16 protein-coding genes are annotated in these 21,582 nt (G+C 55.1%); 4 read left to right on the top strand and 12 right to left on the bottom strand.

All coding sequences use genetic code 11. From position 1 onward, the window contains the following. Positions 1–46: 46 nt before the first annotated feature. From ACK2JC_RS21580 to ACK2JC_RS21525, 12 genes are all read right to left on the bottom strand, one after another. Positions 47–1,621, bottom strand: coding sequence for a PTS system mannose/fructose/sorbose family transporter subunit IID (locus tag ACK2JC_RS21580; RefSeq protein ID WP_411337786.1), 1,575 nt, complete (start codon positions 1,619–1,621; stop codon positions 47–49). Between the two features lie 24 nt (positions 1,622–1,645). Continuing rightward, positions 1,646–2,113 (bottom strand): PTS system mannose/fructose/N-acetylgalactosamine-transporter subunit IIB, encoded by a 468-nt coding sequence (locus ACK2JC_RS21575; RefSeq protein WP_302325693.1) that lies wholly within the window; start codon positions 2,111–2,113, stop codon positions 1,646–1,648. Between the two features lie 41 nt (positions 2,114–2,154). Beyond that, positions 2,155–2,550: a PTS sugar transporter subunit IIA gene (locus ACK2JC_RS21570; protein ID WP_276855599.1), complete on the bottom strand. Its 396-nt coding sequence runs from the start codon at positions 2,548–2,550 to the stop codon at positions 2,155–2,157. Between the two features lie 12 nt (positions 2,551–2,562). Then, the gene (locus ACK2JC_RS21565) at positions 2,563–3,477 is read right to left on the bottom strand and encodes a class I mannose-6-phosphate isomerase (protein ID WP_368271565.1); all 915 of its coding nucleotides are present in this window, start codon (positions 3,475–3,477) and stop codon (positions 2,563–2,565) included. 24 nt (positions 3,478–3,501) lie between these two features. Then, positions 3,502–5,373, bottom strand: a complete 1,872-nt coding sequence (locus ACK2JC_RS21560) for a class I mannose-6-phosphate isomerase (RefSeq protein WP_368274715.1) — start codon at positions 5,371–5,373, stop codon at positions 3,502–3,504. Then, on the bottom strand, positions 5,370–6,224 hold the full coding sequence (locus ACK2JC_RS21555) for a MurR/RpiR family transcriptional regulator (protein WP_411337785.1): 855 nt from the start codon (positions 6,222–6,224) through the stop codon (positions 5,370–5,372). Before ACK2JC_RS21555 ends, ACK2JC_RS21560 begins: the two co-directional genes overlap by 4 nt. 1,255 nt (positions 6,225–7,479) lie before the next feature. Continuing rightward, positions 7,480–8,082 carry an N-acetylmuramoyl-L-alanine amidase family protein gene (locus ACK2JC_RS21550; protein ID WP_368271196.1) on the bottom strand — a complete coding sequence of 201 codons (603 nt, stop codon included), beginning with the start codon at positions 8,080–8,082 and terminating at the stop codon, positions 7,480–7,482. A gap of 191 nt (positions 8,083–8,273) precedes the next feature. Further along, a complete protein-coding gene (locus ACK2JC_RS21545) occupies positions 8,274–10,418 on the bottom strand; it encodes a heparinase II/III family protein (RefSeq protein WP_368271197.1) in 2,145 nt (714 codons plus the stop codon). A gap of 11 nt (positions 10,419–10,429) precedes the next feature. Then, positions 10,430–11,611, bottom strand: a complete 1,182-nt coding sequence (locus tag ACK2JC_RS21540) for a glycoside hydrolase family 88 protein (protein ID WP_368271198.1) — start codon at positions 11,609–11,611, stop codon at positions 10,430–10,432. Between the two features lie 155 nt (positions 11,612–11,766). Further along, the gene (locus tag ACK2JC_RS21535; RefSeq protein ID WP_118754813.1) at positions 11,767–12,603 is read right to left on the bottom strand and encodes a carbohydrate ABC transporter permease; all 837 of its coding nucleotides are present in this window, start codon (positions 12,601–12,603) and stop codon (positions 11,767–11,769) included. 14 nt (positions 12,604–12,617) lie between these two features. Then, positions 12,618–13,691 (bottom strand): carbohydrate ABC transporter permease, encoded by a 1,074-nt coding sequence (locus ACK2JC_RS21530; RefSeq protein ID WP_302325687.1) that lies wholly within the window; start codon positions 13,689–13,691, stop codon positions 12,618–12,620. A gap of 92 nt (positions 13,692–13,783) precedes the next feature. Then, positions 13,784–15,148, bottom strand: a complete 1,365-nt coding sequence (locus tag ACK2JC_RS21525; protein WP_320936043.1) for a sugar ABC transporter substrate-binding protein — start codon at positions 15,146–15,148, stop codon at positions 13,784–13,786. A gap of 334 nt (positions 15,149–15,482) precedes the next feature. Between ACK2JC_RS21525 and ACK2JC_RS21520 the strand changes: the two genes are divergently transcribed. The 4 genes from ACK2JC_RS21520 (at position 15,483) to ACK2JC_RS21505 (ending at position 21,509) form a co-directional block, all read left to right on the top strand. Next, entirely contained in the window at positions 15,483–17,336 is a 1,854-nt protein-coding gene (locus ACK2JC_RS21520; protein WP_320936044.1) for a sensor histidine kinase, read from the top strand. A gap of 16 nt (positions 17,337–17,352) precedes the next feature. Then, positions 17,353–18,975, top strand: coding sequence for a response regulator (locus ACK2JC_RS21515; RefSeq protein WP_320936045.1), 1,623 nt, complete (start codon positions 17,353–17,355; stop codon positions 18,973–18,975). Positions 18,976–19,408: 433 nt separating this feature from the next. Further along, positions 19,409–20,503 (top strand): KamA family radical SAM protein, encoded by a 1,095-nt coding sequence (locus ACK2JC_RS21510; protein ID WP_320938225.1) that lies wholly within the window; start codon positions 19,409–19,411, stop codon positions 20,501–20,503. A gap of 79 nt (positions 20,504–20,582) precedes the next feature. Next, complete coding sequence (locus ACK2JC_RS21505) at positions 20,583–21,509, top strand: AraC family transcriptional regulator (protein WP_092369363.1); 927 nt, start codon at positions 20,583–20,585, stop codon at positions 21,507–21,509. The last annotated feature ends 73 nt before the right edge of the window (positions 21,510–21,582 follow it).

Here is a 21,582-nt window from a genome sequence, read left to right as displayed (position 1 = left end):
GTATCCGCATTTGAATCTGCAGATACCGGCCGTTTTCCATTCCAGCCTACAACACTTTGAAATAAGCCCCTGCAATTCCCAGAGCAAAGGAACAGATCAATGTGATATAGATACCGTACCGGGCGTTCTTTTTAAGGATGTAATAGTAGATAAATACAACGGAATACGGAAGCACCTTGGGCAACACGGAATTTATCAGGTCGTTCAGCACCAGTTCCTTCCCCGACATATTAAACACTGTAGCCAGATTCACCTTCACATAGTTGGTGATCAAGCCAGCCGTAACCATCATACCTACGATGGTGGAGCCGTCCACGAACTTCTGGATGATATTGGTCTTTCTCATTTTGACGATCAGCTTTGTCCCATACTCATACCCCAGCTTCGTCCCATAGTAACGCACCAGGAAGCATACCACCAGGTTGGGGATAATGAACACCACCGGCGCAATGGGATTTCCGTCAATGGCCAGGCCCGCCGCAAAGGCTCCTGTGATAGTCACCACAACGCCCTTGAAGAAGGAGTCGCCGAATCCGGCCGTAGGGCCCATCAAACCCGCTTTGGTGGCGGAAATGGCGTCCTCAGAGATCGGATTACCCAGGGATCGCTGCTCTTCCAGCGCCGCGGTCACGCCCAGGATCAGGTTGTGCATCCACGGATGGGTATTATAAAATTCCGTATGCCGCAACACTGCCGCGTTCAGCTCATCCCCTTTGTAAAGCTTTTTGAGCACCGGATACATGGCATAGCTGAAGCCCAGGCCCAGATACCGCTCATAATTCAGGCAAGCCCCCACAAACATGGACCGCAGGTTCATATTTGCCAAATCCTTTTTGTCCAGGACGCGCGCCGCCTTAGCGGCCTTCTCATCCCCTCCGGACTGCTGTTTGTCGCCGCTGTTCCCCAGCATGTAAACGGCCACCGCAACGCCGGTACTCAGAATGGCGATGGATAAAATGTTCATGTTCAGATACGCCGTCAGAACGTATCCAACCATCAGGAACGCCCAGAACTTCCGGAAATCCATCATCTTCAGCAGCATCGCCATTCCCATTGCCGGCATAATGCCACCGGCCACGGAAAGCCCCTGGCGCAGCCACTCCGGCAGGCCCGCGTAGAACGATTCAACCCAGGTACTTCCCAGGTAGATTCCCAGAAACGACGACAGTACCCAGCACGAAAACATGCACAGCAGACAGAGCATCAGATTCTGGTTCACCGCAGATGCCTTGCCGCCCATGATCTGGCGGTCGGCGCGGTGGATGATCAGCAGGTTCACGTTATAATCCAGCAAGAGCACAAACTGCGCGAACACGCCGATGGGATAGGCCAGCGCAATTCCCACCTCGGGATTTCCACCGCTGGAAATCGCCAAAACAGTGGACATCATTCCTGCAAACTGCGCATTTGGCGGCACGCTTCCTCCCACCGGAAATACGCCCATAAACATCATTTCCACAGTTCCGCCTACAATCAGTCCTGTCTCAAGATCCCCCATGAGCAGACCGATGATCGGGCCGGCAAATACCGGGCGGCTGATCTGAATATGCCCATACCCCAGGTTCTCAGTCAACAAAAGCCCCATCACAACGGCCAGCAAAAGAGCCATCATAAACGACATCTCAACCCCTCCTATTCTATTGTCTTACAACAAATCTGCAACGTTACGTTTCCCTTCCGTGGGAAGCTTCTGAATTTCGCAGGGTATTCCCGCGCCGATCAGCTCCTTTAACGCTTCGATCTCCGCCGGGGACAAACACACGGTCTTGTAAATCTCCTTTTTGCCCGGCTTGAAATGAACGCTTCCGATGTTGAGCTTTTCAATGGGAACCCCATTGTGATACAGGTTTAAAAAGGTGACCGGGCTTTTTGCGAGCAAGAACAGCCGCTCCCCAAGCTTTGCTATCTCAGCAGGCGCTCCGGCCTCGTCAAACACATACAGTTTCTTTTGGTTGGGCACGCTCATCTCCAGAAGACTCGTCATAAATTCATCCCCCGCCGCTGTGTCGTCCACCACCACAAACGCGTCAAAATCCAGGGTTTTAGCCCAGGCACAGGTGATCTGCCCATGGATCAGGCGTTCCTCCACTCTGCAAAATACGACTGCCATCATTTTCACTCCTTCTGTCCGGTGTTCTGTTGTTTACAGGTCCTTTATGGTTTCTCTATGTATCCTACGGATTGTTTTCCCGCCTCCGCCAGCTCGCCGGGTACAGGGATATTTCCGCTTCCGGAAATCACCTGCATGCAGATTTCCAGAACCAGCGGCAGGTTTACACCGTAGAAGATCTCCGTCTGCTTCCGGTCCCGGCACAGCAGATAAGCCGTTTTGAAGGGCGTGCCGCCCAGGATATCGCACAGGATCAATATGCGTTCAAACTCTTTCATGGATTCCAGGCAGGCGCTAAACGTCTCCCGGTAGTCCTCCTCGCTCTGATCCGGCATAAAATTCACCGCCCGGATCGCCTCGTTTTCCCCGGCCAGAAGCCTCACCGCACTTTCCATCCCTTCGGCAAACGTACCGTGGCCTGTAATAATCACACCAAACATGTTCTTCCCCTCCTAACAGCGATAACTGATCAGCAGCCTTGCCCTGCCTTCCACCCGGATGGACCGGCATGCGGCAGGGATCACAATGGTTTCCGTGTAGGACAGCAAAAACTCCTCTCCCATCCGGCACACACGGCATTCCCCCTCCACGCAGGTGAGAATGCGGTAGCTGTCATATCCCCCGTACGTCCAGCTTCCCCGCACGTCCACCAGATCCACCTGAAACAGAGGATGCCGCCCCACATTCACCGGCCGGTTGTGCGCATCCGGCTCCGGGTGGACGATGTCCGCCTTCAGATGTGGTTTGAGCGCCAAAAGCCCCTTCTCCAGGTTCAGCCTGCGTCCTCTTCCGTAATCATACAGCCGGTAGGTGATTCCGCCGAAGCTCCCCACCTCCAGGGCCAGCAGGCCTTTTCCGCAGGCGTGAACCATTCCGGCCGGAATCATCACAAAATCACCGGTTTTCACCGGAAGCCGGACCAGAAGCTCCTCCAGCCGGTCCTCGCGGACCGCTTCCCTGATCCGCTCCTTGTCCGTCTCCCGGATGCCTGCCGTGACATACGCCCCGTCGGCGGCTTCCAGAATATACCAGGATTCGCTTTTTTCAAAATCTCCTTCAGCCTCGGCCATAGCCCCGTCCGGGTGAACCTGGATGGATAGATCCTCCGCCGTGTCCATAAACGCGACTCTGACCATCTGGCTTTCCGGATCATTTCCCATGATCTCATCCCGGCGCGTCCGGATCAGCTCCGTGATTTTCTGCCCCTCAAAAGGACCGTTGCACACCCGGTTCTCGGAACCAGGGTAGGTGCACACCTCCCGGGAAATGCCGGTTCCCAGCGATTTGAGCCTCCGGATTTCCCCGAGCCGGTTCCCGGCCCAGATGCTATTAAGATATACCGGTTCCAGTCTGATGGGTCCCGTCATTTTATCACCTTCCCCTGTGCTGGATCAGCCTTTTTCCACCGTTCTGTCCTTGTAGGTGGGGTTTTTATACCGTGTGTAGCCCTCCCGCAGCAGCGTTTTGTGGATTACCACCGGCTGGTAGCCCTCCGCACGAATCTCATAATCTTCGATGATGGCCGGAATTGTCACCACGTCCAGGAAGCGGGCTGTATAAGAAAATTCCGGATGGGATTTGGAGCTGATCCGGGCCTGTTCCCCGTCCACCACCGTGACCACCGTGAATTGCCCGTGGTTGCTTCCCTCGTATACGCCGCCGGTGCACAGCTCGATGCGGTGCGTCTCGTAATACATCAGATCGGTCTTTCCCACCACATACTCTACGTATTGGTCCGTCTCTTTCAGAAGCACCGGCTCGATGGCGATGTTCTCCCGGACCCACGCCCCGTCCCGCTCGAACCGCAGCACCTTCTCCGCGTTTTTCGTGTGGATGGGCCTGGTATTGCCGTCCTTATCCCTGCGGTTGTAGTCGTAAACCTTGTAGGTGTAAGAGCCGATGGTCAGGCTGCCCAGCTCCAGAATCAGCTGGTTTCTGCCTGAGGCGTGGATGGTACCCGCCGGAAGCATGATCTGCCGCCCCGGCACGCTTTCCAGGGAATGGATGTATCGTTTATAATCGATATCCCGGCCGTCCCGCTCCGACTGCCTGGCCAGCTCCAGAAATTCCCGGCCATCCCCTTTGAACCCGCAGTAGGTTCTGGCTCCATGGCCTGTGGCGATCACGTAGTACGCCTCGTCCTGCCTTCCGAACTCATCGTACTGTTCGACCACGTAGTCCTCGTCCGGATGCACCTGAACGGACATGTTCCCATTGCTGTGCCAGGTATCGTCATAGTTAAACCGGATGGGGAAATATCCCTCGAACTCTTCCACACAGCGCCGCCCCATCATCTCCATGCCCTTTTTCTGCACAAAGGTGGAAAATGGGAAGTCGGCCCTGAGCCCTTCCAAATCCACCACAATGCTTACTTCCATCGGGATGAACTCAAAAATCCAGGCGATGTTGCCGGAGATATCTTCCGGGATATGCCGGACCTTACGGATAAATTCTCCGCCCCAGATTCCCTCCAGGTAAACGGGTTTGGCCCGGAAGGGATAGCGCACCAGCTCTGAGAAAATCAGATCCATTACTGCCCCGTCCATCATCATGTATTGGCCGTTTTCATTTCCCAACAGATAAAAATCCAACAGGTTCTTCTGGAGCAGCTCCTTGCGCAGCTTCACCGCCACCTCGAAGTCTACAAAATAATTCCGGCGCATTAGCAGATTGAACGGCCGGATTTCCCGGTCCCCAATATTGGCAAACCGGCCTTCTCTGGCCCGGATGGCCGCCACCTTGGGCGTCACGTCCACATAAGCCATTTTGTCCAGGTACGGCCTCAGGCAAGCCGCGCAGCTTCCACTGCCGCAAAGGACCGTCAGGCCCCCGGCTGCCTTTTCAAGGGCCGCTTCGGCCTTGCTTTCGTCGATGAAATCGTCAATTTTCCCCCGGTAAAGCCGTCCGAAGAGCAGCACCGGGTCGTCCTCGTAATTCTCGGGAAGACTGTCCGCAGTCAGCCGCTTGATCTCCTCCTCCGGTTTGTAGAGATCTCTCATATCCACGATCCGGCAGAGAATGTTTCTCCGGCCCGCGCTCTCCTGAATGGCCTCCGCCAGCTCCCCGTACTGCGCCCCGATGTAGCCGTCGATTCCCAACACCGCGCCCTCTCCCGCGGCCAGTTCCCCCGCAGCCGCAGCCACCAAACGGTCTGCTATCGCTTTGCTATCCGTCAAAACCTGTCTTCCGATCCCCCCTGGAAGCGCGATGCGGTTCACCGCCTGCGTATCGTCATAAGCCAACGGCTTAAACATAAAACTCATTTACTGTCCTTCCCCTCCTTCTCTACATGGGTCACGCTGATTCTCCGAATGCACTCCTCATAATTCTGGTTGACGTAGGCTGCATACAGAATATCGATCATATTCAGCTGTGAGATCCGTGAGGACATCGCTCCGCTCCTGAAAAACAGCTCCGTGCTGGCCACATACAGGTTGTAATCGGCCAGCTTGGCAAGAGGCGATGTCTCAAATCTTGTGATTGCAATAATAGGCGTGCGGTTGGTCTTGGCCGTCTGTGCACAGCGGAGCGTCTCCTGGGTCATGCCGGAGTAGCTTATGACAATAGCCACGTCCTCCGGCGTCGTATTCTGGGCGTGTATCAGCTGGAGATGCCAGTCGTCGCTGAAACAGCATTTTTTTCTGACCCGGATGAATTTGTAGTAAGCGTCACGTGCCACCAGAAGAGAGGCACCAATGCCAAAGAGCACGATACTCTGAGCAGAATTTAACAGCTCCAGGCATTTCTGCAGCACCTCCCGGTCCGCCAGCTTGCGTGAATTGTCCAGAGACAGCATATTCTTGTAGGTGACCTTCTGGATAATGGCGTCCAGGCCGTCCTCTCTCTGAATCTCCCGCTTGTGTTCACTCTCCGTCTCCTTTTTTACCGCCAGCTCGCACAGCAACGCCTTGTGAAATTCCTTATACCCGTCAAATCCCAGTTTTCTGCACAGGCGGATGATGGTTGAAGCGGATGTGAACGTGCACTCCGCCAACTGTTTAATGCTGCAATTTACCGCAGAGTCCGGACTCTCCAGCAAATAACGCAGCGCACCCCGCTCCGCCCCGCTGGCTCTCGGAAGATATTCCTCGAGCCTGAACAGCACATTTTTCATCTTCTCCCTCCATGAAGTAATTTCATCATAACATATGTTCTATTCATGTCAATGTTATGGCGTTTTTATGGTAATTCGTTTCATTTTTTGGTTATTTTATCTCAAATATACGGGAGTTTGACAGTTGCATTAATAAAAAAGTCTTTCAACCCCTTATATAACCTATGTTTTCTGTGTCAAACATTTCGTTTTGATATATAGTAATGTTAGAACTTCTTGGATATTTCTAAATTTGTGGTATACTTATTTTCATAAGAGATTGATTCATGATCATTCAATCTCTCAAGCCTTATAGTATCAGTGTTTTAAGAAAAATTCACAGTTTTACAAACATTACTATATAATAAAACAAGGAAACAAACTGCCGTAAAGCCCATAAACAAAGGGGTTACAGCAGTTTTTTTATTTACAAACTGTCAAAGACGGGAACATATGTTCTATTCATGTCAATGTTATGGCGTTTTTATGGTAATTCGTTTCATTTTTTGGTTATTTTATCTCAAATATAGCATAGTTTTATGGATATTTGTACTTTTTTGATAATTTTCTTTGCAAATCAAAGATGGGAGACTAGATATCACTCAAAGAGAATTCTGAGAAAATGCAGATATGAATCTTTATAAATGATTTTTTATTTTGCAGAATAATCGTGATAATAGCTGGATGTTACAGCAATATAATGGGGATCGTTATTGTAGGGAAAAACCATTACTATCCCGTCTTTGACAGTTTGTAAATAAAAAAACTGCTGTAACCCCTTTGTTTATGGGCTTTACGGCAGTTTGTTTCCTTGTTTTATTATATAGTAATGTTTGTAGAACTGTGAATTTTTCTTAAAACACTGATACTATAAGGCTTGAGAGATTGAATGATCATGAATCAATCTCTTATGAAAATAAGTATACCACAAATTTAGAAATATCCAAGAAGTTCTAACATTACTATATATCAAAACGAAATGTTTGACACAGAAAACATAGGTTATATAAGGGGTTGAAAGACTTTTTTATTAATGCAACTGTCAAACTCCCGTGCAGAATAATCGTGATAATAGCTGGATGTTACAGCAATATAATGGGGATCGTTATTGTAGGGAAAAACCATTACTATCTGTTTGGGAAGCCATCAAGAAGATTTTTGCTTGCGAGTAAATTGATATGATCAAATAACCAGTAGAAAACGCCTCAAAAAAAACAGCCCAAGCCGCCCTCCAATCTCCGGGCCACTCAGGCTGTCTTTACTCTCAATATCCCATTTACCGAATCAACTTTCCACTCTCATCAAAGCACCATTTGACTCCGTCCACCGTCACCTCGCCGGTGACCATCTTCCCGTCTGCCCCGAGATAATACCGGTCGTTGCCCTCGTCGTACCAGCCGGTGCGCATGCAGTCGTTCTCGTCAAAGCTGTACCAGCAGCCGTCAATCTGCTTCCAGCAGTTGTGGGCCATGGTTCCGTCCTCACAGCGGTACTTGTGATGGTCTCCGTCCTGCTTCCAGCCGCAGGTTCCGTCGTCCCAGCCGCAGGTTCCGGAAGCCGTGGTCTCGCGGACCGCCGCAGTGGTCTCCTGGACCGCAGCCCTTGTCTCCTGTCTCACCGCCTTTGTCTCCTGCACCGCCGTGTCGTAGGGGCACACGCCGTTCTCGTGCAGATGGGCGGGATGTCCGCCGCAGTGGTAGTGGTAACTCCCAAGACCGCTGGCGTTCTTGTTGTCCTTGTGGCCGCCGTGGGAATCGGTTCTGCCGCCGTGGGCCTCCGCCACCATTTCCACCGGCGAGCCGGGAATCGCCGGGGCAGCGCCAGCCAGAAGCACACCGCAGAGCGCACCGGCCAGCAAACGCTTCATACTTTTGATCATCTCACACCTCCGAAATCACATACTATCTTGATTTTACCATATATTCCGGAGTTTGTAACCACTTATACGGGACTTTTTGCAGCGTTTCCATGACTTTTCCACAGCCTTAATACGCCGTTTCACATGTTCACGGTTTTCCCGGCAAGTTGAGAAACGCCTTCCCACAAACTATAAATGTTCCGGCATATCCCTCAGTAATTCATCACCGTTCCCACCAGCACGTCCTTGCTCTTGTCAAACACAATCACATTTCCAAAGCCCAGACAGCCGTCCACTTCCACCAGGTCCGTGGGCGAGTTCACCTCCTGGTGGCAGATCACAACCACATATTCCGTGCCGTGGGCTTCGATCTTCAGGGCCTCCGCCATGGCGGACGGGTAGTAAATACCTTTCAGCGCGGATTTCACCGGAAGTTTGGTCACCTTGACGCCCTCCGCCGCTCCCGCCTCCCCGGCGCAAATCACCGTAAGCAGCGACGTAAACCCATTCCCATCCTTCCGCACCCGGATGCTCTTGCGCTCCACCGCCTGATTATAATGTCTGGAAATCCGGGTATCGATCATTTCCCCGGCCGCCCCCGGCGTCATAAACCACACCGCAGCCTCCGCCTGATCGCCCTTAAACCCCGCCTTCTGCACCGGCGGCGTCCCGATCTGTTCCAGATCAAACTCCAAATCCTTCCCGCCTTTGTGCAGAGTGGGATCGGGATCGCCCGCAGACTCCGGCCCCGGAAGCTTCGGCTCCCTCACCTGCGCGGCCGCCCCCAGGGACAGCTTCCCGCGCTCGCTGAAATGCCAATACTGCTCGTAGGTATGGGCCCCTCCGGTATACATTTCATCCATAATCACATAGAGGTCCGGCTTGATATAGAGTATTTTCCGGTTCACAAACACACCCTGCTCCATATCCATATACCCCAGGTGTCCGCCCTGGACGAACTCGTAGTCCTCCGCGGTGAAAAACTGCTGCTTCACCGGCTGGCACAGCTTGGAGCATTCCCAGGAATCCTTGCAGACGGTAAAAAACTTCCCGTCCACCGTAATGGTATTGTGGGCCGTAGGGTCTTTGAACTCAAAACGCCCCGGCCCGGCCACGTAGTTGTACCGCCCCGCGTCGGTCAGAATATCTTCCCCAAACGCAGCCAAGTCCACATGCAGCTTGTCGGAGTGCCCATGCCCCGCGCCCAGTGTGCCGCAGTGGAAATGCAGCAGGTTAGCATATTTCCCCCACCCGGACCGCAGATAATAATTCCCGCTGTCCGACAGCGCCACAGATGTAAAATCCGGCTCCATGGCCTCCATGTTTTCGTACAGGCCCGCGCTCTCGATGCCCAGATCCCACACGCTCTCAAAATCCAGCCGTGCAAATCCGCCGTGCTTCAACATGGGGTCCTTGAACAGAAACGCCGCAACGCTTAAATAGTCCCGGATATCCGTGTCGTCGCTGTCCCCCATGATGAACTGGTGGTGATCCGGCTTCTTCCAGGCCAAATCCGCCCAGGCCATGCTTTGTACCGCCTCCAGAATGGAGTCCGGCACGTCGATATCATTGCGGGAGGCCAGGATCAGCACGTCCTCGTAGCAGTGGAGCACCTCGTTGTGGTACATGGGGGACTGCTCCCACTGGACGCCGTCCCGTAGAATCTCCATCCGCGCCTCCACCTCCAGGTGTTCCAGGGCAATTCCCGTGTAGCGCCTGCGCAGCTCTTCATCGGGTATGGCCACGCCGATCTCAAAGAGCCCGTGGTTCTCCATCACCCCCCAGTTGCTCATGTAGCGGTAGGGAGAATGCATGCGGATGATGAACTCCGCGTGCTCGATCAGGCAGTTGTAAAATGCGTCCGCTACCTGGTCCGTCACCAGCGGACTGTCCTTGAAATACTGCATGGCCTTCACCCAGTATTCGCCCCGGATTCCCGCTTCCAAAATTCTCCAGGTGGTTTTCTCCGTCTCCGGCGTCCGCTTGACCGTGGTGATCCAGTCCATCAACAATTCCACGAAACGCCGGGCGTATTTCTCATCTCCGGTGATCCAGTAGGCCTGGCCCAGGCAGATAAAATACCGGTGCCGGTTAAACTGGTAGATGAATTCCGGGTCGTCCCCCGGCTTGTACTCCCAGTCCACCTTTCCCTCGGGAAATACCACCGGCTCCCAGGTCCGCTCCATATCCCATTTCAGGTCAAAGAGGAAATACCCCCGGCACACCTCGTCCGCCACCCGGATGATATGGCTGCATTCCTCCGGCCAGTATTTCCGGCAGTATGCCGCCACCGCCGCCGGATCGTCCAGAAACATCCGCTCATTCCAGCCCGCAAACAGCTCCTTTTTCGTCATCATGTCCGTCTCCTTTACCAGTAAACCTGCCAGTCCTTGTGCAGGCGCGTAAGCGCCTCCATATAAAAATAGTCGCCCCAGATGTTGCATTCGTCCACGCCGTAGTGATTGCAGGTGTTATAGGGCGAGTGGTTGGAATAGGTGCTGTGGAGCACCTGCCCGTTGGAGACGGCCGGGTCCTTCACCGCGTAATGGTCTGCCACCGATTTCATCAGTTTTTTGGCGATCCCCGTGTAATAGTCCCGGTCGTCCGGCTCCATGTATTTCGCCATCTCCAGCATCCCACAGGCCGCGATGGAAGCTGAGGAGGAATCCCGGGGCTGGTCATCTCCGTCGCCGAACTCCAGGTCCCAGAAGGGCACCAGGTCCTCGGGCAGATGCTCCAGGAAATACCGGGTCACGCCTTTGAAAATATCGATATACTCCGCCCGTCTTGTGTATTTATAACCCACGGCCGTGCCGTAGACGCCCCAGGCCTGGCCTCTGGCCCAGGCGGAGCCGTCCCGGTATCCCTGGCAGGTGGCCCCGTGATCCGGCGCGCCCGTCTCCATGTTGAAGAAAAAGGTGTGCCAGGTGGAAAAATCCTCCCGGATTACATTTCCCAGAGCGGTGTGGATATGGCGCTCGGCGATATCCCGGTATTTGCCATCCCCGGTCTCCTCCGTGGCCCAGTAGAGCAGGGGCAGGTTCAGCAGGCAGTCGATGATCAGGCGGTAATTGTCCGGGGCGTTTAAGGGCCCCCATGCCTGGATAAACTGGCCTTTCTCGTGGAATCGGGTGATCAGCTCATCCGCGGCCATCAGGGCCGCCCTGCGCCCCACCGGGCTTCCCGTCAGCTTGTATCCGGCCACGCAGGAGGGCGAGTACATGAAGCCCAGGTCGTGGGTCTCCACGTCGCTCCTTGTCTCAATGCGCTTTAAAAAGCTCTCCATCTGGACCTCCCCGGCCCGCTTCAAATCCTGGTCCCCGGCGTATTCGTAAGCCAGCCATATTTCCCCGGTCCAAAAGCCCGGCGTCCAGTCCACATTTTCCGTGGGCTCGTAGAACCCGTTGTCGCTGTAGGCCTTCTGGAATCGGTCCGTAAACCGCGGCAGGTTCCGAATCACCTGCCCGGTGGCAAAGCCCAGCGCCGCCTCCACCTCATTTCCCGTAATCTCAGGTTTCTTTTCCAAACGCTCTAAGCTGATCCAGCTCATAGTTTTTATTCTCCTTATGATTAAATTTGCTGCGGCGGTTCCGCGCCGCGCCGACCACCAATCGCCGGGGCCCATCAGCATTTCCGCACCGCGCCGGCCACCAACCGCCGGGGCCCATCAGTATTTCCGCGTCGCTCCGGCCGCCAACCGCCGGGTCACCCCTTCACGCCCGTAGCCGCCACGCCCTCCACAAAGTATTTCTGAAGGGACAAAAACACGATCAGCACCGGGATCAGGCTCAGCACGGAGGCGGCCATGATCAGGCCGTACTCGGAGCCGAACTGGCTGATGAACATGCGCAGTCCCAGCTGCAGGGTTTTCTTGGACTCGGTGGTCAGATAGATTAAGGGGCCCAGGAAATCGTTCCAGGTATTTACAAAGGTGAAGATCAGCAGGGTGGACAGCGCCGGCTTTGACAGCGGCAGCATGACCCGGTACCAAATCTGGTACTCGCTCATCCCGTCGATCCGGGCCGCCTCGCACAGTTCCGTGGGAATCCCTTCGTAGAACTGCTTCATCATGAACACGCCGAAGGCGGAAAACGCCTGTAAAAAGATGATGGCCAGGTGGGTGTCCGCCAGCCCCATGCCCCGCATCATCATGAACTGGGGCACCATGTACACCTGCCAGGGCACGGCGATGGTGGCGATGTATGCGAGAAACAGGGCGTTTTTCCCCTTAAAATGCAGCTTGGAAAACGCATATGCTGCGAAGCTGCTGGTAAGCAGCTGCAAAAAGGTCACAATCAAAGTCAGCTTCACCGTGTTCAGCACGAACTTCAGCAGCGGAATCTTGCGCCAGATATCCACGTAGTTCTGCCATCTGGGATTGGCCGGTATCCACTGGATCGGGAAAATGAACACGTCCTTATCCAGCTTGAAGGAGGCCGAGAGCATCCAGGCAAAGGGCACCAGCATGAGGAACGCCAGCAGGATCAGCACCACGTAGAGCACAACCCGCAGGGTCCTCGTCTTTGTATTTTTGATTTTCATATTCCATCCCCTCCTCAATTCGCGTACTTCTTCTCGCCCCGAAACTGCACCAGGGTGATGGCCAGGACAATCAGGAACAATACCATGGAAACCGCGCTGGCGTAGCCTAAGTTCCAGTTGCGGAAGGCTTCCTCGTAGATGTGGTAGACCAGCACGATGGCGGATTCGTTGAGCACGCCCGTGTTTCCGCCCGCCAGCATGTACACGATATCGTACACCTTAAAGCAGTTGATGGTCAGGATAATGGTCACGAAAAATGTGGTGGGCTGCAGCTGGGGCCATGTGATGTAGCGGAACCGCTGCCAGGTGTTGGCGCCGTCCAGGCTGGAAGCCTCGTACAGCTCGGCGTTGATGCCCTGAAGGCCCGCCAGGTAGATCACCATGTAGTAACCCATATTTTTCCAGACCGAGAACAGAATCACCGTAAACATCACCCAGTTCTTGCCCGCGGACCATTTTGGCAGGTCCTTGGCCGCCACGCCCAGGTTGTAGAGAATCATGTTCACCGGGCCGCTCTTGGCTGGGGAGAACAGCATGTTCCAGACCGCGGCCACGGCCACCAGGGAGGCCACGTAGGGGAAGAAGCTGACGGTCCGGAAGAAATTCCGGCCTCTCACCTTCTGGTTCAAAATCACCGCCAGGCCCAGAGCCGCGATCAATGTCAGGGGCACGGTGGCCAGACAGTACACCACGGTGTTGCGCAGGGAGGCCAGAAACCGCTTGTTCCCGAACATTTTAGCAAAATTCTCAATCCCGGCAAAGGAGATGGGATTGTTGCCGTCCCAGTTTAGGAAGGCCAGCACAAAGGCAAAAATCACAGGCCCCAGGGTGAAAATAGCAAACCCGATAAAGTTGGGCGCGATGAAGGAGTAAGCCACAAAATCCCGCTTGGTCTGGCGGCTGAAACGCTCACCGGTCTTGGCCTGACGGATCTTGTCGTGTACCTTCTCGATCTTTTTTTCCAGTGTTTTCTGTTTCCTCGGGTCCTCACAGGCCGCCCGCTGCTCTTCCAGCGCTTTCAGCTGCGGATTCAATACCGCCAGCTTCTTCTGCACCAGCGCCGGGTCGGCATTTTTTTGGTTCGCCATACGCTTATCCTCCTCATACTCATTTCCTTAAATGAGGCAGACGACTGTTACCCCGCCTGCCCCTGATGTGAACTGTTTTACACTGTTTTGAATTACTGTCCCAGAATCGCGGAGACCTTTTCGTTCATATCTGCGATTCCCTCGTCGATGGTCATATTTCCGGTCATAATGTTGTCGTGAGCCTCGTTGAGCACCACCTCAACCTCGGAGCTGTGGGCGTTCACCGGCATCTCCAGGTAGAGATTTGCGGTCTGCAGGGCGTCCTTGCTGTTCTCATCGGACGGGAAGCCCGCGGTGGCGCTCACCATGCCCGCAATGTCGTCGGTCATAATGGCCGGGATGGTGCCGGTCTTAGCCAGAATCTCAGCGCCCTCCTCGCCGCACACGAACTTGATGAAATCCCATGCCTGATCCTTGTGGGGCGCGCTGGTGGGAATGGACAGAGCCGTGATGGTGGCCAGGGTGGAGCCGGGCTCCACGCCATCCGCGTGGGGGTATTTCACGATGCCCCAGTTGGTGCAGTCCGTGTACTCGCCCGCGTTAATCTTCTCGATCAGGGTGGAAATGAACCAGGTGCCCATGTTCATCATCGCCACGTTGCCCTGGGAGAAGGCGCCGGTATAGTGGAGGTTGGAGGTCTTTAAGGTGGCGTAATCCTGGCAGACGCCGTCCTCCTGCTGGCTCAAAATCATCTCATAGTAAGGCTTTAAGAACTCATATTTTCCGTCCAGAATGCCGTTCTTGCCGTCCAGAATACCGAAGAGCTGCACCGCGCTTCTCCAGGTGTGGTAATGCGCTCCGAACACCTCCTGGCCGGGCTCGGTGTTGGTCATCTGTCTGGCCAGCTGGTCGTACTGCTCAAAGGTCATATCGTTGGTGGGGTAAGCCACGCCCGCTTTGTCGAACACGTCCTTGTTGTAGAACAATACCCAGAAATCGCTGCGGAAGGGGAGCTCGTACAGCTTGTCGTCCACCTTCACCTGATCGGTCAGGCCCTTGTAGCCGGACAGGTCGATGCCGTCCTTCTCAATATAGGAATCCAGGGGCTCCAGCACGCCCTTGTTCACCAGGGTGGTGTAGCCGGGCACGTCCTTGATGGTGGCGATGTCAAAATCGCTGCCGCTGCCGGTCAGCTGGGTCGCCAGAACCGTCTGGTAATCGGAACCGCCCAGATCCACCAGCTCGATCTTCACGCCGGGATTCTTGGCCTCATATGCCTCGATGATGGGCGTGTAATAGGGCATGATGTCTTTGTCCCACATGGCCCATTTCATGGTAATCTGATCCCCGGCCGCACCGGCGTCCGCCGCCGCGCTGGTATCCGCCGCGCTGCCGGCCGTGGTCCCCGCCGCGCTGGTGTCTCCTCCCGCCGGGGTGGAAGCCCCGCCGCCGCAGGCTGTCAGGCTTCCCGCCATAACCGCCGCCAAAGCTAAACTCAGTAAACGTTTCTTCATCATTCCTGTTTCCTCCTCTTAACTGATATCGTCCTTTTTAGGTGTTGCTTTCTGTCATGGCTATAGTATAGCGTACCCCTGGCCCTTCTTGAATGGAAAAATCCGCAAAAAAGATTCACTTTTTCGGTCTGGCCCGCTTCCCCCCGCTCCCTTCACCCGCTGCAATGTATTTTTTTATCTGGAAGCGGTAAATTTTACTGATTGTATCCAATATAGACAGAATTGCTGTAAAAATACCGCCTGTTCTTTATTGACATTTGACAAAAGAGCTCTTATTTTATATATATAGTAAATACACAAATGCTATGGATTTTACTGAGAGAATCGGGGCGGGTCTATGAAAAAACTTCTTCCTTTTAAAACCATACGGGGACGCATCATCACCTACACTGCTGCGGCCATGCTGGCCCTTGCCGTCATCACCGTCACCATCTGCTTTACCGTGTTCCAGTCCTTTCTGCGGCGCAACCAGATCCAGTCGGCGGAATACAATCTGCAGATGGTCTGCCACAATGTGGAGGACACCATGAACAATTTCACCGCCCTCAGCCGGTGGTGCAGCAACAACGGAGAGATTTCCCATTATCTGGAAGCCTTTAAAGACCGGACCCGGATGCCCTCCATCTCCTCCAGCGATTCCCCTCTGCGGATCACAGCCATTTCCACCTACACCCGCTTAAAGGAAGAGTACCGCAACACGCCCAGAGCCTCGGAGTATATCACCCGGGTCATCATTTCCCCGGTCAACCGGCGCAATTACCTGTTGGTCTCCGACCTGGCCGCCGCGGGGACGCCGGACGCCGCCGGGACCGTTGCCCGCGCCTCCTACTTTGAGGAAATGTGCGCTGCGCCGGATTATCTTTGGGACGGCTTTCACAGCGACCCCTTTTCCCTGGTGGACCCCGAGCCCACCATCCCTCTGATCCGCCCCATCAACAGCCCTTACAGCGATCAGGTCATCGGCTGGTCCTATTTCTCCGTGTCCTCCAGGCTGATCACGGACAGCCTCCGCTCCTATCCCCAGCCGCCGGACAGCCTCCTCTACGTGACCATCGGCTCCCGGTCCTATGTGCTGGAGGACGGCGGCTTCCGGGAGGGCATACCGGAGTACACGGCCATTTCCCCAGTGGACGGTAGCGCCAACAACCCGGACACCCAGGTGCAGAAAATCCGCATGGCCGACGGCTCCAGCCGTTTTCTGGTGACCTGCCCTCTGGGCGTGGAGGGGTGGACCATCTCCAACATTTTGTCCGAATCGGCCTTCTTTGCCCAGCGGCAGGTATACCTTTTGATCATCGGTTTTATCACCCTGATCATTCTCTGCATGGGCGCGGGGCTGGCCCTGACCTTGAATAAGGCCATCGGACGCCCGGTAAAACGGCTGTGCGGCAAGATCGACGACATCGCCAGAGGCGATTTCTCCCGGATGGAGGAGATCGAGGGGCCGGACGAGTTCGGCATCATCGGCCGGGGCATCAACGGAATGTCGGAAAATGTAGTGACCCTGATGGACAAGCGGGTGGAGGACGAGCGCCAGAAAAAGGACCTGGAATACCAGATTCTCCAGAGCCAGATCAACCCCCACTTCCTCTACAACACCTTAAACTCCATCAAATGGATGGCCACCATCCAGAACGCCACGGGCATCGCGGAGATGACCACCTCCCTGGCCCGGCTGATGAAAAATGTGTCCAAGGGCACCGCAGCCCAGATTCCGTTAAAGGAAGAGCTGGACCTGGTGAAGGACTATTTCCTGATCCAGCAGTACCGTTACGGCGGCAGTATCACCCTGGACTGCCGGATCGAATCCGAAGAACTCTACCGCTGCCTGATCCACCGCTTCACCCTTCAGCCCATTATCGAGAACGCTCTGTTCCACGGCATCGAGCCCAAGGGCTGCGCCGGGCACATCCTGCTGTCCGCCGAACGTGTACAGTCGGACCGGCTCGGCACGGTTTTACAGATTTCTGTCACAGACAACGGCGTGGGCATGAGCCGGGAACAGATTGAAAAAGTGCTCTCCGCACAATCCGCCCCCAGCGCGGACTTTTTCCGCCAGGTGGGCATCCACAACGTAAACCAGCGCATCCACTACGACTTCGGGGAGGATTACGGCATCTCCATCGACAGCGTGGAGGGCCAATATACCACCATGACCATCACGCTTCCATACCGGCTAAACGAACTTTAAGGGGGGGATTTTGCAGATGATTAAGCTATTGATAGTTGACGACGAGCCCTTGGTGCAGATCGGCATCAAATCCATGGTAAACTGGGCGGACTTAGGGATCGAGGTCTGTGGCGCGGCCATGAACGGGGAGGCTGCGCTGAAGCTGATCGAGGAATATTCCCCGGAGATCGTGATCACGGACATCAAAATGCCCAAAATGAACGGGCTGGAGCTGGCGAAAGCCTGCCGGGAGACCTACGGGCAGATTCCGCTGTTCATCTTTCTCACCAGCTACGAAGAATTCCAGCTCATCAAACAGGCCATGAACTACCAGGCCGTGGATTATCTGATCAAGCTGGAGCTCACCCCGGACTCCCTGACCGCCTCGGTCCGCAGGGCCTTGGAGCGCCTGGAGGAATACCGGGCCAGCCAGGCCTACCGCAAGAAAGGCGGCGAGGACCGCCCCACTCTCCAGGGCTACCACGACAAATTTTTCATACGCCTGCTGCACAACCTGTTCGACAGCGAGGAGCAGTTCATCATCCAGGCCCGGGACCTTCGGCTGGATTTCTCCGATTCCCTCTACCTGGCGGCCCACGGCGAGATTCACAGCGACGCCACAGACCAGATGAACGACAGCCAGCAGATCAACCTCTATTCCAGCAGCCTGCAGATGATCCGGGAAATCCTGGGCAAGCATCTGCCCTGCCACGTGGTCAGCCTGGACATGAAGCATTTTGCCGTAATATTCCACACGAAGGACGAGTCCCTGGCCGCGCCGGAGGTTCTGTCCGAGGCCTGGGACAACGTCTGCCGCATGGTAAACAACTATTTTAACGTCCGGATCACCGCGGGCCTTGGCTCCTGCGTCAGCCAGCCGTCCCGCATCAGCGAGTCCTACCAGGAAGCCCGCCAGGCTTTCGCCCTGTCCTGCCGCGCAAAACCGGTGGTCACCATCTCCGATCTGACCGGGGACTCCTTCCGCAACTCCTTCAACATTTCCCTGTTCCGAAACGACCTGACCCGGGCATTTGAGGAGTTCGACACCGACGTGCTCTACAGCACCCTGACCCAGATCACGGAGCTCTTTGCCCAGCAGCCCATGCGCTACCTTCAGGCTGTAGACGGCGCCTGCAACATCCTCTACCTGGCTCTCTCCCTGCTCCCTGACGGCAGCCAGACCCTAAGCCAGATCTTCGCCTCCTACAGCGACGGCTACCGTTCCATCTACCGCATGAACAACGTAGAACAGGTGGCGGAATGGCTCACCGTCCTGCGCGACGGCCTCTGCCAGGTCTTAAAAAGCCGCCGCAAAACCTACAAAGACCACGTAGTAACCAACGTCCAGAAATACATCAACAGCCACATCGAAGACCGCCTTCCCTTAAACGAAGTGGCCGCGGTGTTTGGTTTAAGCCCCAACTATTTAAGCGCACTGTTTAAAAAGACATGCAATATCGGGTTCTCCGAATACATTACCCAGAAAAAGGTGGCCCGCGCCAAGACCCTCCTCCTGGAACAAGACATGAAAATCTACGAGGTCGCCGACCAACTGGGCTTTGAGAGCGCCTTCTACTTCAGCAAAGTATTTAAAAAAGTAGAAGGAATTTCGCCCCGGGAGTACATGCAGGCACATTTAATAAAGCCCGGCGAGGACTAACCCCCACCCATCCCCCACCCCCACAAAACAAAAAAGCCAAGCGTCCCCTCCAACCCGTAGCGGGTGAGAGCCAGGCGGGCGGGGGCCCAGGTGACTATTGGAGCGGTTCAGCGCGGCTTAGGCGGAAGGGGTGTGAAAAGGGGGGATTGCGCAGGGCTTACAAAGCCCGGAGCAAGCGGAGTCGGAGGGGGCAGGCATCAAGCCTGCGCCCGTAGTGCGGAGCCCTGTCCCCCCTTTTCGCGCCCCTTGCGCCTTAGCCGCGCGAACCGCGGAAACCGGAACCTGGGCCCCCGCCCGCCTGGCTCTCACGGACGGATGCATCCCACCCCCTGCTCCCCTACCCACAATTTTACTCTTTTTTAAGATTTTGTTCACATCCCCCTATCATCCATCTGCTATACTAACCCCATAAAAATTGAAGAGGGGTGATCGAATGAATTGGAGAGAAGAATTACGGTCCAATATCACAAAAGCTGAGGAACTGAGGGGGTACCTAAAGCTGAACGACGAAGAAACGTCACGCCTGGAGGCCATACTGGAGCATTTCCCCATGACCATCACGCGCTACTATCTGTCGTTAATCAACTGGGATGATCCCAAAGACCCCATCCGCCGGATGTGCATACCGTCCATCGAGGAAAACGATATGACCGGCAAGTTCGACACCAGCGGAGAAGCGGACAACACGGTCTTACCGGGTTTGCAGCACAAGTACAATGAGACGGTGCTGATCCTGTCCACCCACCGCTGCGCCATGTACTGCCGTCACTGTTTCCGCAAACGCCTGGTGGGGATCTCCGACGACGAGACCGCTGATAACGTGGCGGAGATGGCCGATTACATCCGGCAGCACGCGGAAATCAGCAACGCGCTCATTTCCGGCGGCGACGCCTTCCTGAACAGCAATGCGGTGATCCGCCGCTACCTGGAACAGTTCAGCGATATCAAACATCTGGACCTGATTCGTTTCGGAACCAGAACGCCGGTTGTGCTCCCAGCCCGGATCTACGACGACCCCGAGCTTCTTGAAACTCTGCAAACCTATTCCCAACGCAAAAAAATCTATGTGGTAACCCAGTTCAACCATCCGGCCGAGCTGACCGGTGAAGCCAAAAAAGCGGTGGATGCCCTCTTAAATGCAGGCGTAGTCCTGAAAAACCAGACCGTACTGTTAAAAGGCGTCAACGACGACGGCAGAACCATGGGAGAACTGCTCAAGGGACTGACCCGTTGGGGCATCGCACCCTATTACATTTTCCAGTGCCGTCCCGTGTCCGGCGTGGGCGGACACTTCCAGGTTCCCCTGGCCGAGGGATACCGGATCGTGGAGGAGGCCAAGCAGTTCCAGAACGGCCCTGGCAAATGCGTGCGCTACGTGATGAGCCATGTGACCGGAAAGATCGAAATCCTTGGTCAGTTGGCCGACAACCAGATGCTGTTCAAATACCACCAGGCCAAGTACGACCGCGACCGGAGCCGGATCTTCACCCAGGCGTTAACGCCGGGTCAGACCTGGCTGGCGGACTGACGAACTAAAAAACAGTCCCTTGTTCCCCCTGTGCAGCCTGCCCCCAATGTGATAAAATGAACCCAAAGGAGGTGCCGGGATGCGCAAAAAAGTTCATCACATTGAATACCGCAACGAGAGCAAGGAGGAGCTGCTGCCGGATTTCTCTCCGGATTTTCCCTACATTTCCTCCTGCACAGAGCTGGACCAGTGTCTTGAGGGTATCATCCCCTGGCATTGGCACAAGGAGGTGGAGCTGTTCTATATGGAGAGCGGTTCTCTGGAGTATTACACTCCGGGCGGCGTGCTGGTGTTCCCGGCCGGTTCCGGGGGACTTATCAACTCCAATGTGCTCCACATGACGAAAATACACGAAAAAGGCCGTCCCGTGGCACAACTGCTGCACATTTTCGACCCGTCGCTTGTGGGCGGCCGCCAGGGAAGCCGGATCGAACAGAAATATGTGGCCCCCATCGTCACGTCCTCGCAGCTCGAGGCCATTCCCCTGTCCCCCGACGTGCCGGAGCACGGACCCGTGCTGGAAGCCCTGCGCAGGTCCTTCCAGATCTCCGACAGCGAATACGCCTACGAGATCCGGCTGCGCAGCGCCCTGTCTGCGATCTGGTCGGACCTGCTTGCCCTGGCAGAACCCATGCTGCGGGAGAAAACAGGACACGACAAGGCCAATGATCAGATCAAAGCCATGATGATCTATATCCACGAGCATTTCAGCGAAAAACTGCCGGTGGCCCGGATCGCCGCCTCCGCCTACATCAGCGAACGGGAGTGCTACCGCATCTTTCACGACTGTCTGCACACCACGCCCGCGGAGTATTTAAGGAGCTACCGCCTGCAGACCGCCTGCCATCTGCTGGCAGAAAGTCAGGAAAGCCTCACCTTCATCGCCCACGCCTGCGGCCTTGGAAACAGCAGTAATTTCGGAAAAATTTTCAAAGAGCAGATGGATTGCACCCCCTCGGAATACCGCCGCAAATGGCAGGATCACGATATGCACGGGCAGGAATAAGATAGTTCTTTTTTAAGATTGCGCCTATAATGAAATCAGAAGGACGGGCGACAGTCAGAATATCACAAATGCG

The sequence above is a fragment of the Enterocloster lavalensis genome (genome assembly GCF_046603895.1).
Taxonomy (GTDB): domain Bacteria; phylum Bacillota; class Clostridia; order Lachnospirales; family Lachnospiraceae; genus Enterocloster; species Enterocloster lavalensis.
Note: the sequence above shows the minus strand (reverse complement) of the source record. Positions and strands in the feature narration are given on the sequence as shown.

Excerpts from the sequence above, each read along its gene's own strand:
- ACK2JC_RS21580 (WP_411337786.1), bottom strand. The coding sequence starts at position 1,621 with ATGTCGTTTATGATGGCTCTTTTGCTGGCCGTTGTGATGGGGCTTTTG.
- ACK2JC_RS21575 (WP_302325693.1), bottom strand. The coding sequence starts at position 2,113 with ATGATGGCAGTCGTATTTTGCAGAGTGGAGGAACGCCTGATCCATGGG.
- ACK2JC_RS21570 (WP_276855599.1), bottom strand. The coding sequence starts at position 2,550 with ATGTTTGGTGTGATTATTACAGGCCACGGTACGTTTGCCGAAGGGATG.
- ACK2JC_RS21565 (WP_368271565.1), bottom strand. The coding sequence starts at position 3,477 with ATGACGGGACCCATCAGACTGGAACCGGTATATCTTAATAGCATCTGG.
- ACK2JC_RS21560 (WP_368274715.1), bottom strand. The coding sequence starts at position 5,373 with ATGAGTTTTATGTTTAAGCCGTTGGCTTATGACGATACGCAGGCGGTG.
- ACK2JC_RS21555 (WP_411337785.1), bottom strand. The coding sequence starts at position 6,224 with ATGAAAAATGTGCTGTTCAGGCTCGAGGAATATCTTCCGAGAGCCAGC.
- ACK2JC_RS21550 (WP_368271196.1), bottom strand. The coding sequence starts at position 8,082 with ATGATCAAAAGTATGAAGCGTTTGCTGGCCGGTGCGCTCTGCGGTGTG.
- ACK2JC_RS21545 (WP_368271197.1), bottom strand. The coding sequence starts at position 10,418 with ATGATGACGAAAAAGGAGCTGTTTGCGGGCTGGAATGAGCGGATGTTT.
- ACK2JC_RS21540 (WP_368271198.1), bottom strand. The coding sequence starts at position 11,611 with ATGAGCTGGATCAGCTTAGAGCGTTTGGAAAAGAAACCTGAGATTACG.
- ACK2JC_RS21535 (WP_118754813.1), bottom strand. The coding sequence starts at position 12,603 with ATGAAAATCAAAAATACAAAGACGAGGACCCTGCGGGTTGTGCTCTAC.
- ACK2JC_RS21530 (WP_302325687.1), bottom strand. The coding sequence starts at position 13,691 with ATGGCGAACCAAAAAAATGCCGACCCGGCGCTGGTGCAGAAGAAGCTG.
- ACK2JC_RS21525 (WP_320936043.1), bottom strand. The coding sequence starts at position 15,148 with ATGATGAAGAAACGTTTACTGAGTTTAGCTTTGGCGGCGGTTATGGCG.
- ACK2JC_RS21520 (WP_320936044.1), top strand. The coding sequence starts at position 15,483 with ATGAAAAAACTTCTTCCTTTTAAAACCATACGGGGACGCATCATCACC.
- ACK2JC_RS21515 (WP_320936045.1), top strand. The coding sequence starts at position 17,353 with ATGATTAAGCTATTGATAGTTGACGACGAGCCCTTGGTGCAGATCGGC.
- ACK2JC_RS21510 (WP_320938225.1), top strand. The coding sequence starts at position 19,409 with ATGAATTGGAGAGAAGAATTACGGTCCAATATCACAAAAGCTGAGGAA.
- ACK2JC_RS21505 (WP_092369363.1), top strand. The coding sequence starts at position 20,583 with ATGCGCAAAAAAGTTCATCACATTGAATACCGCAACGAGAGCAAGGAG.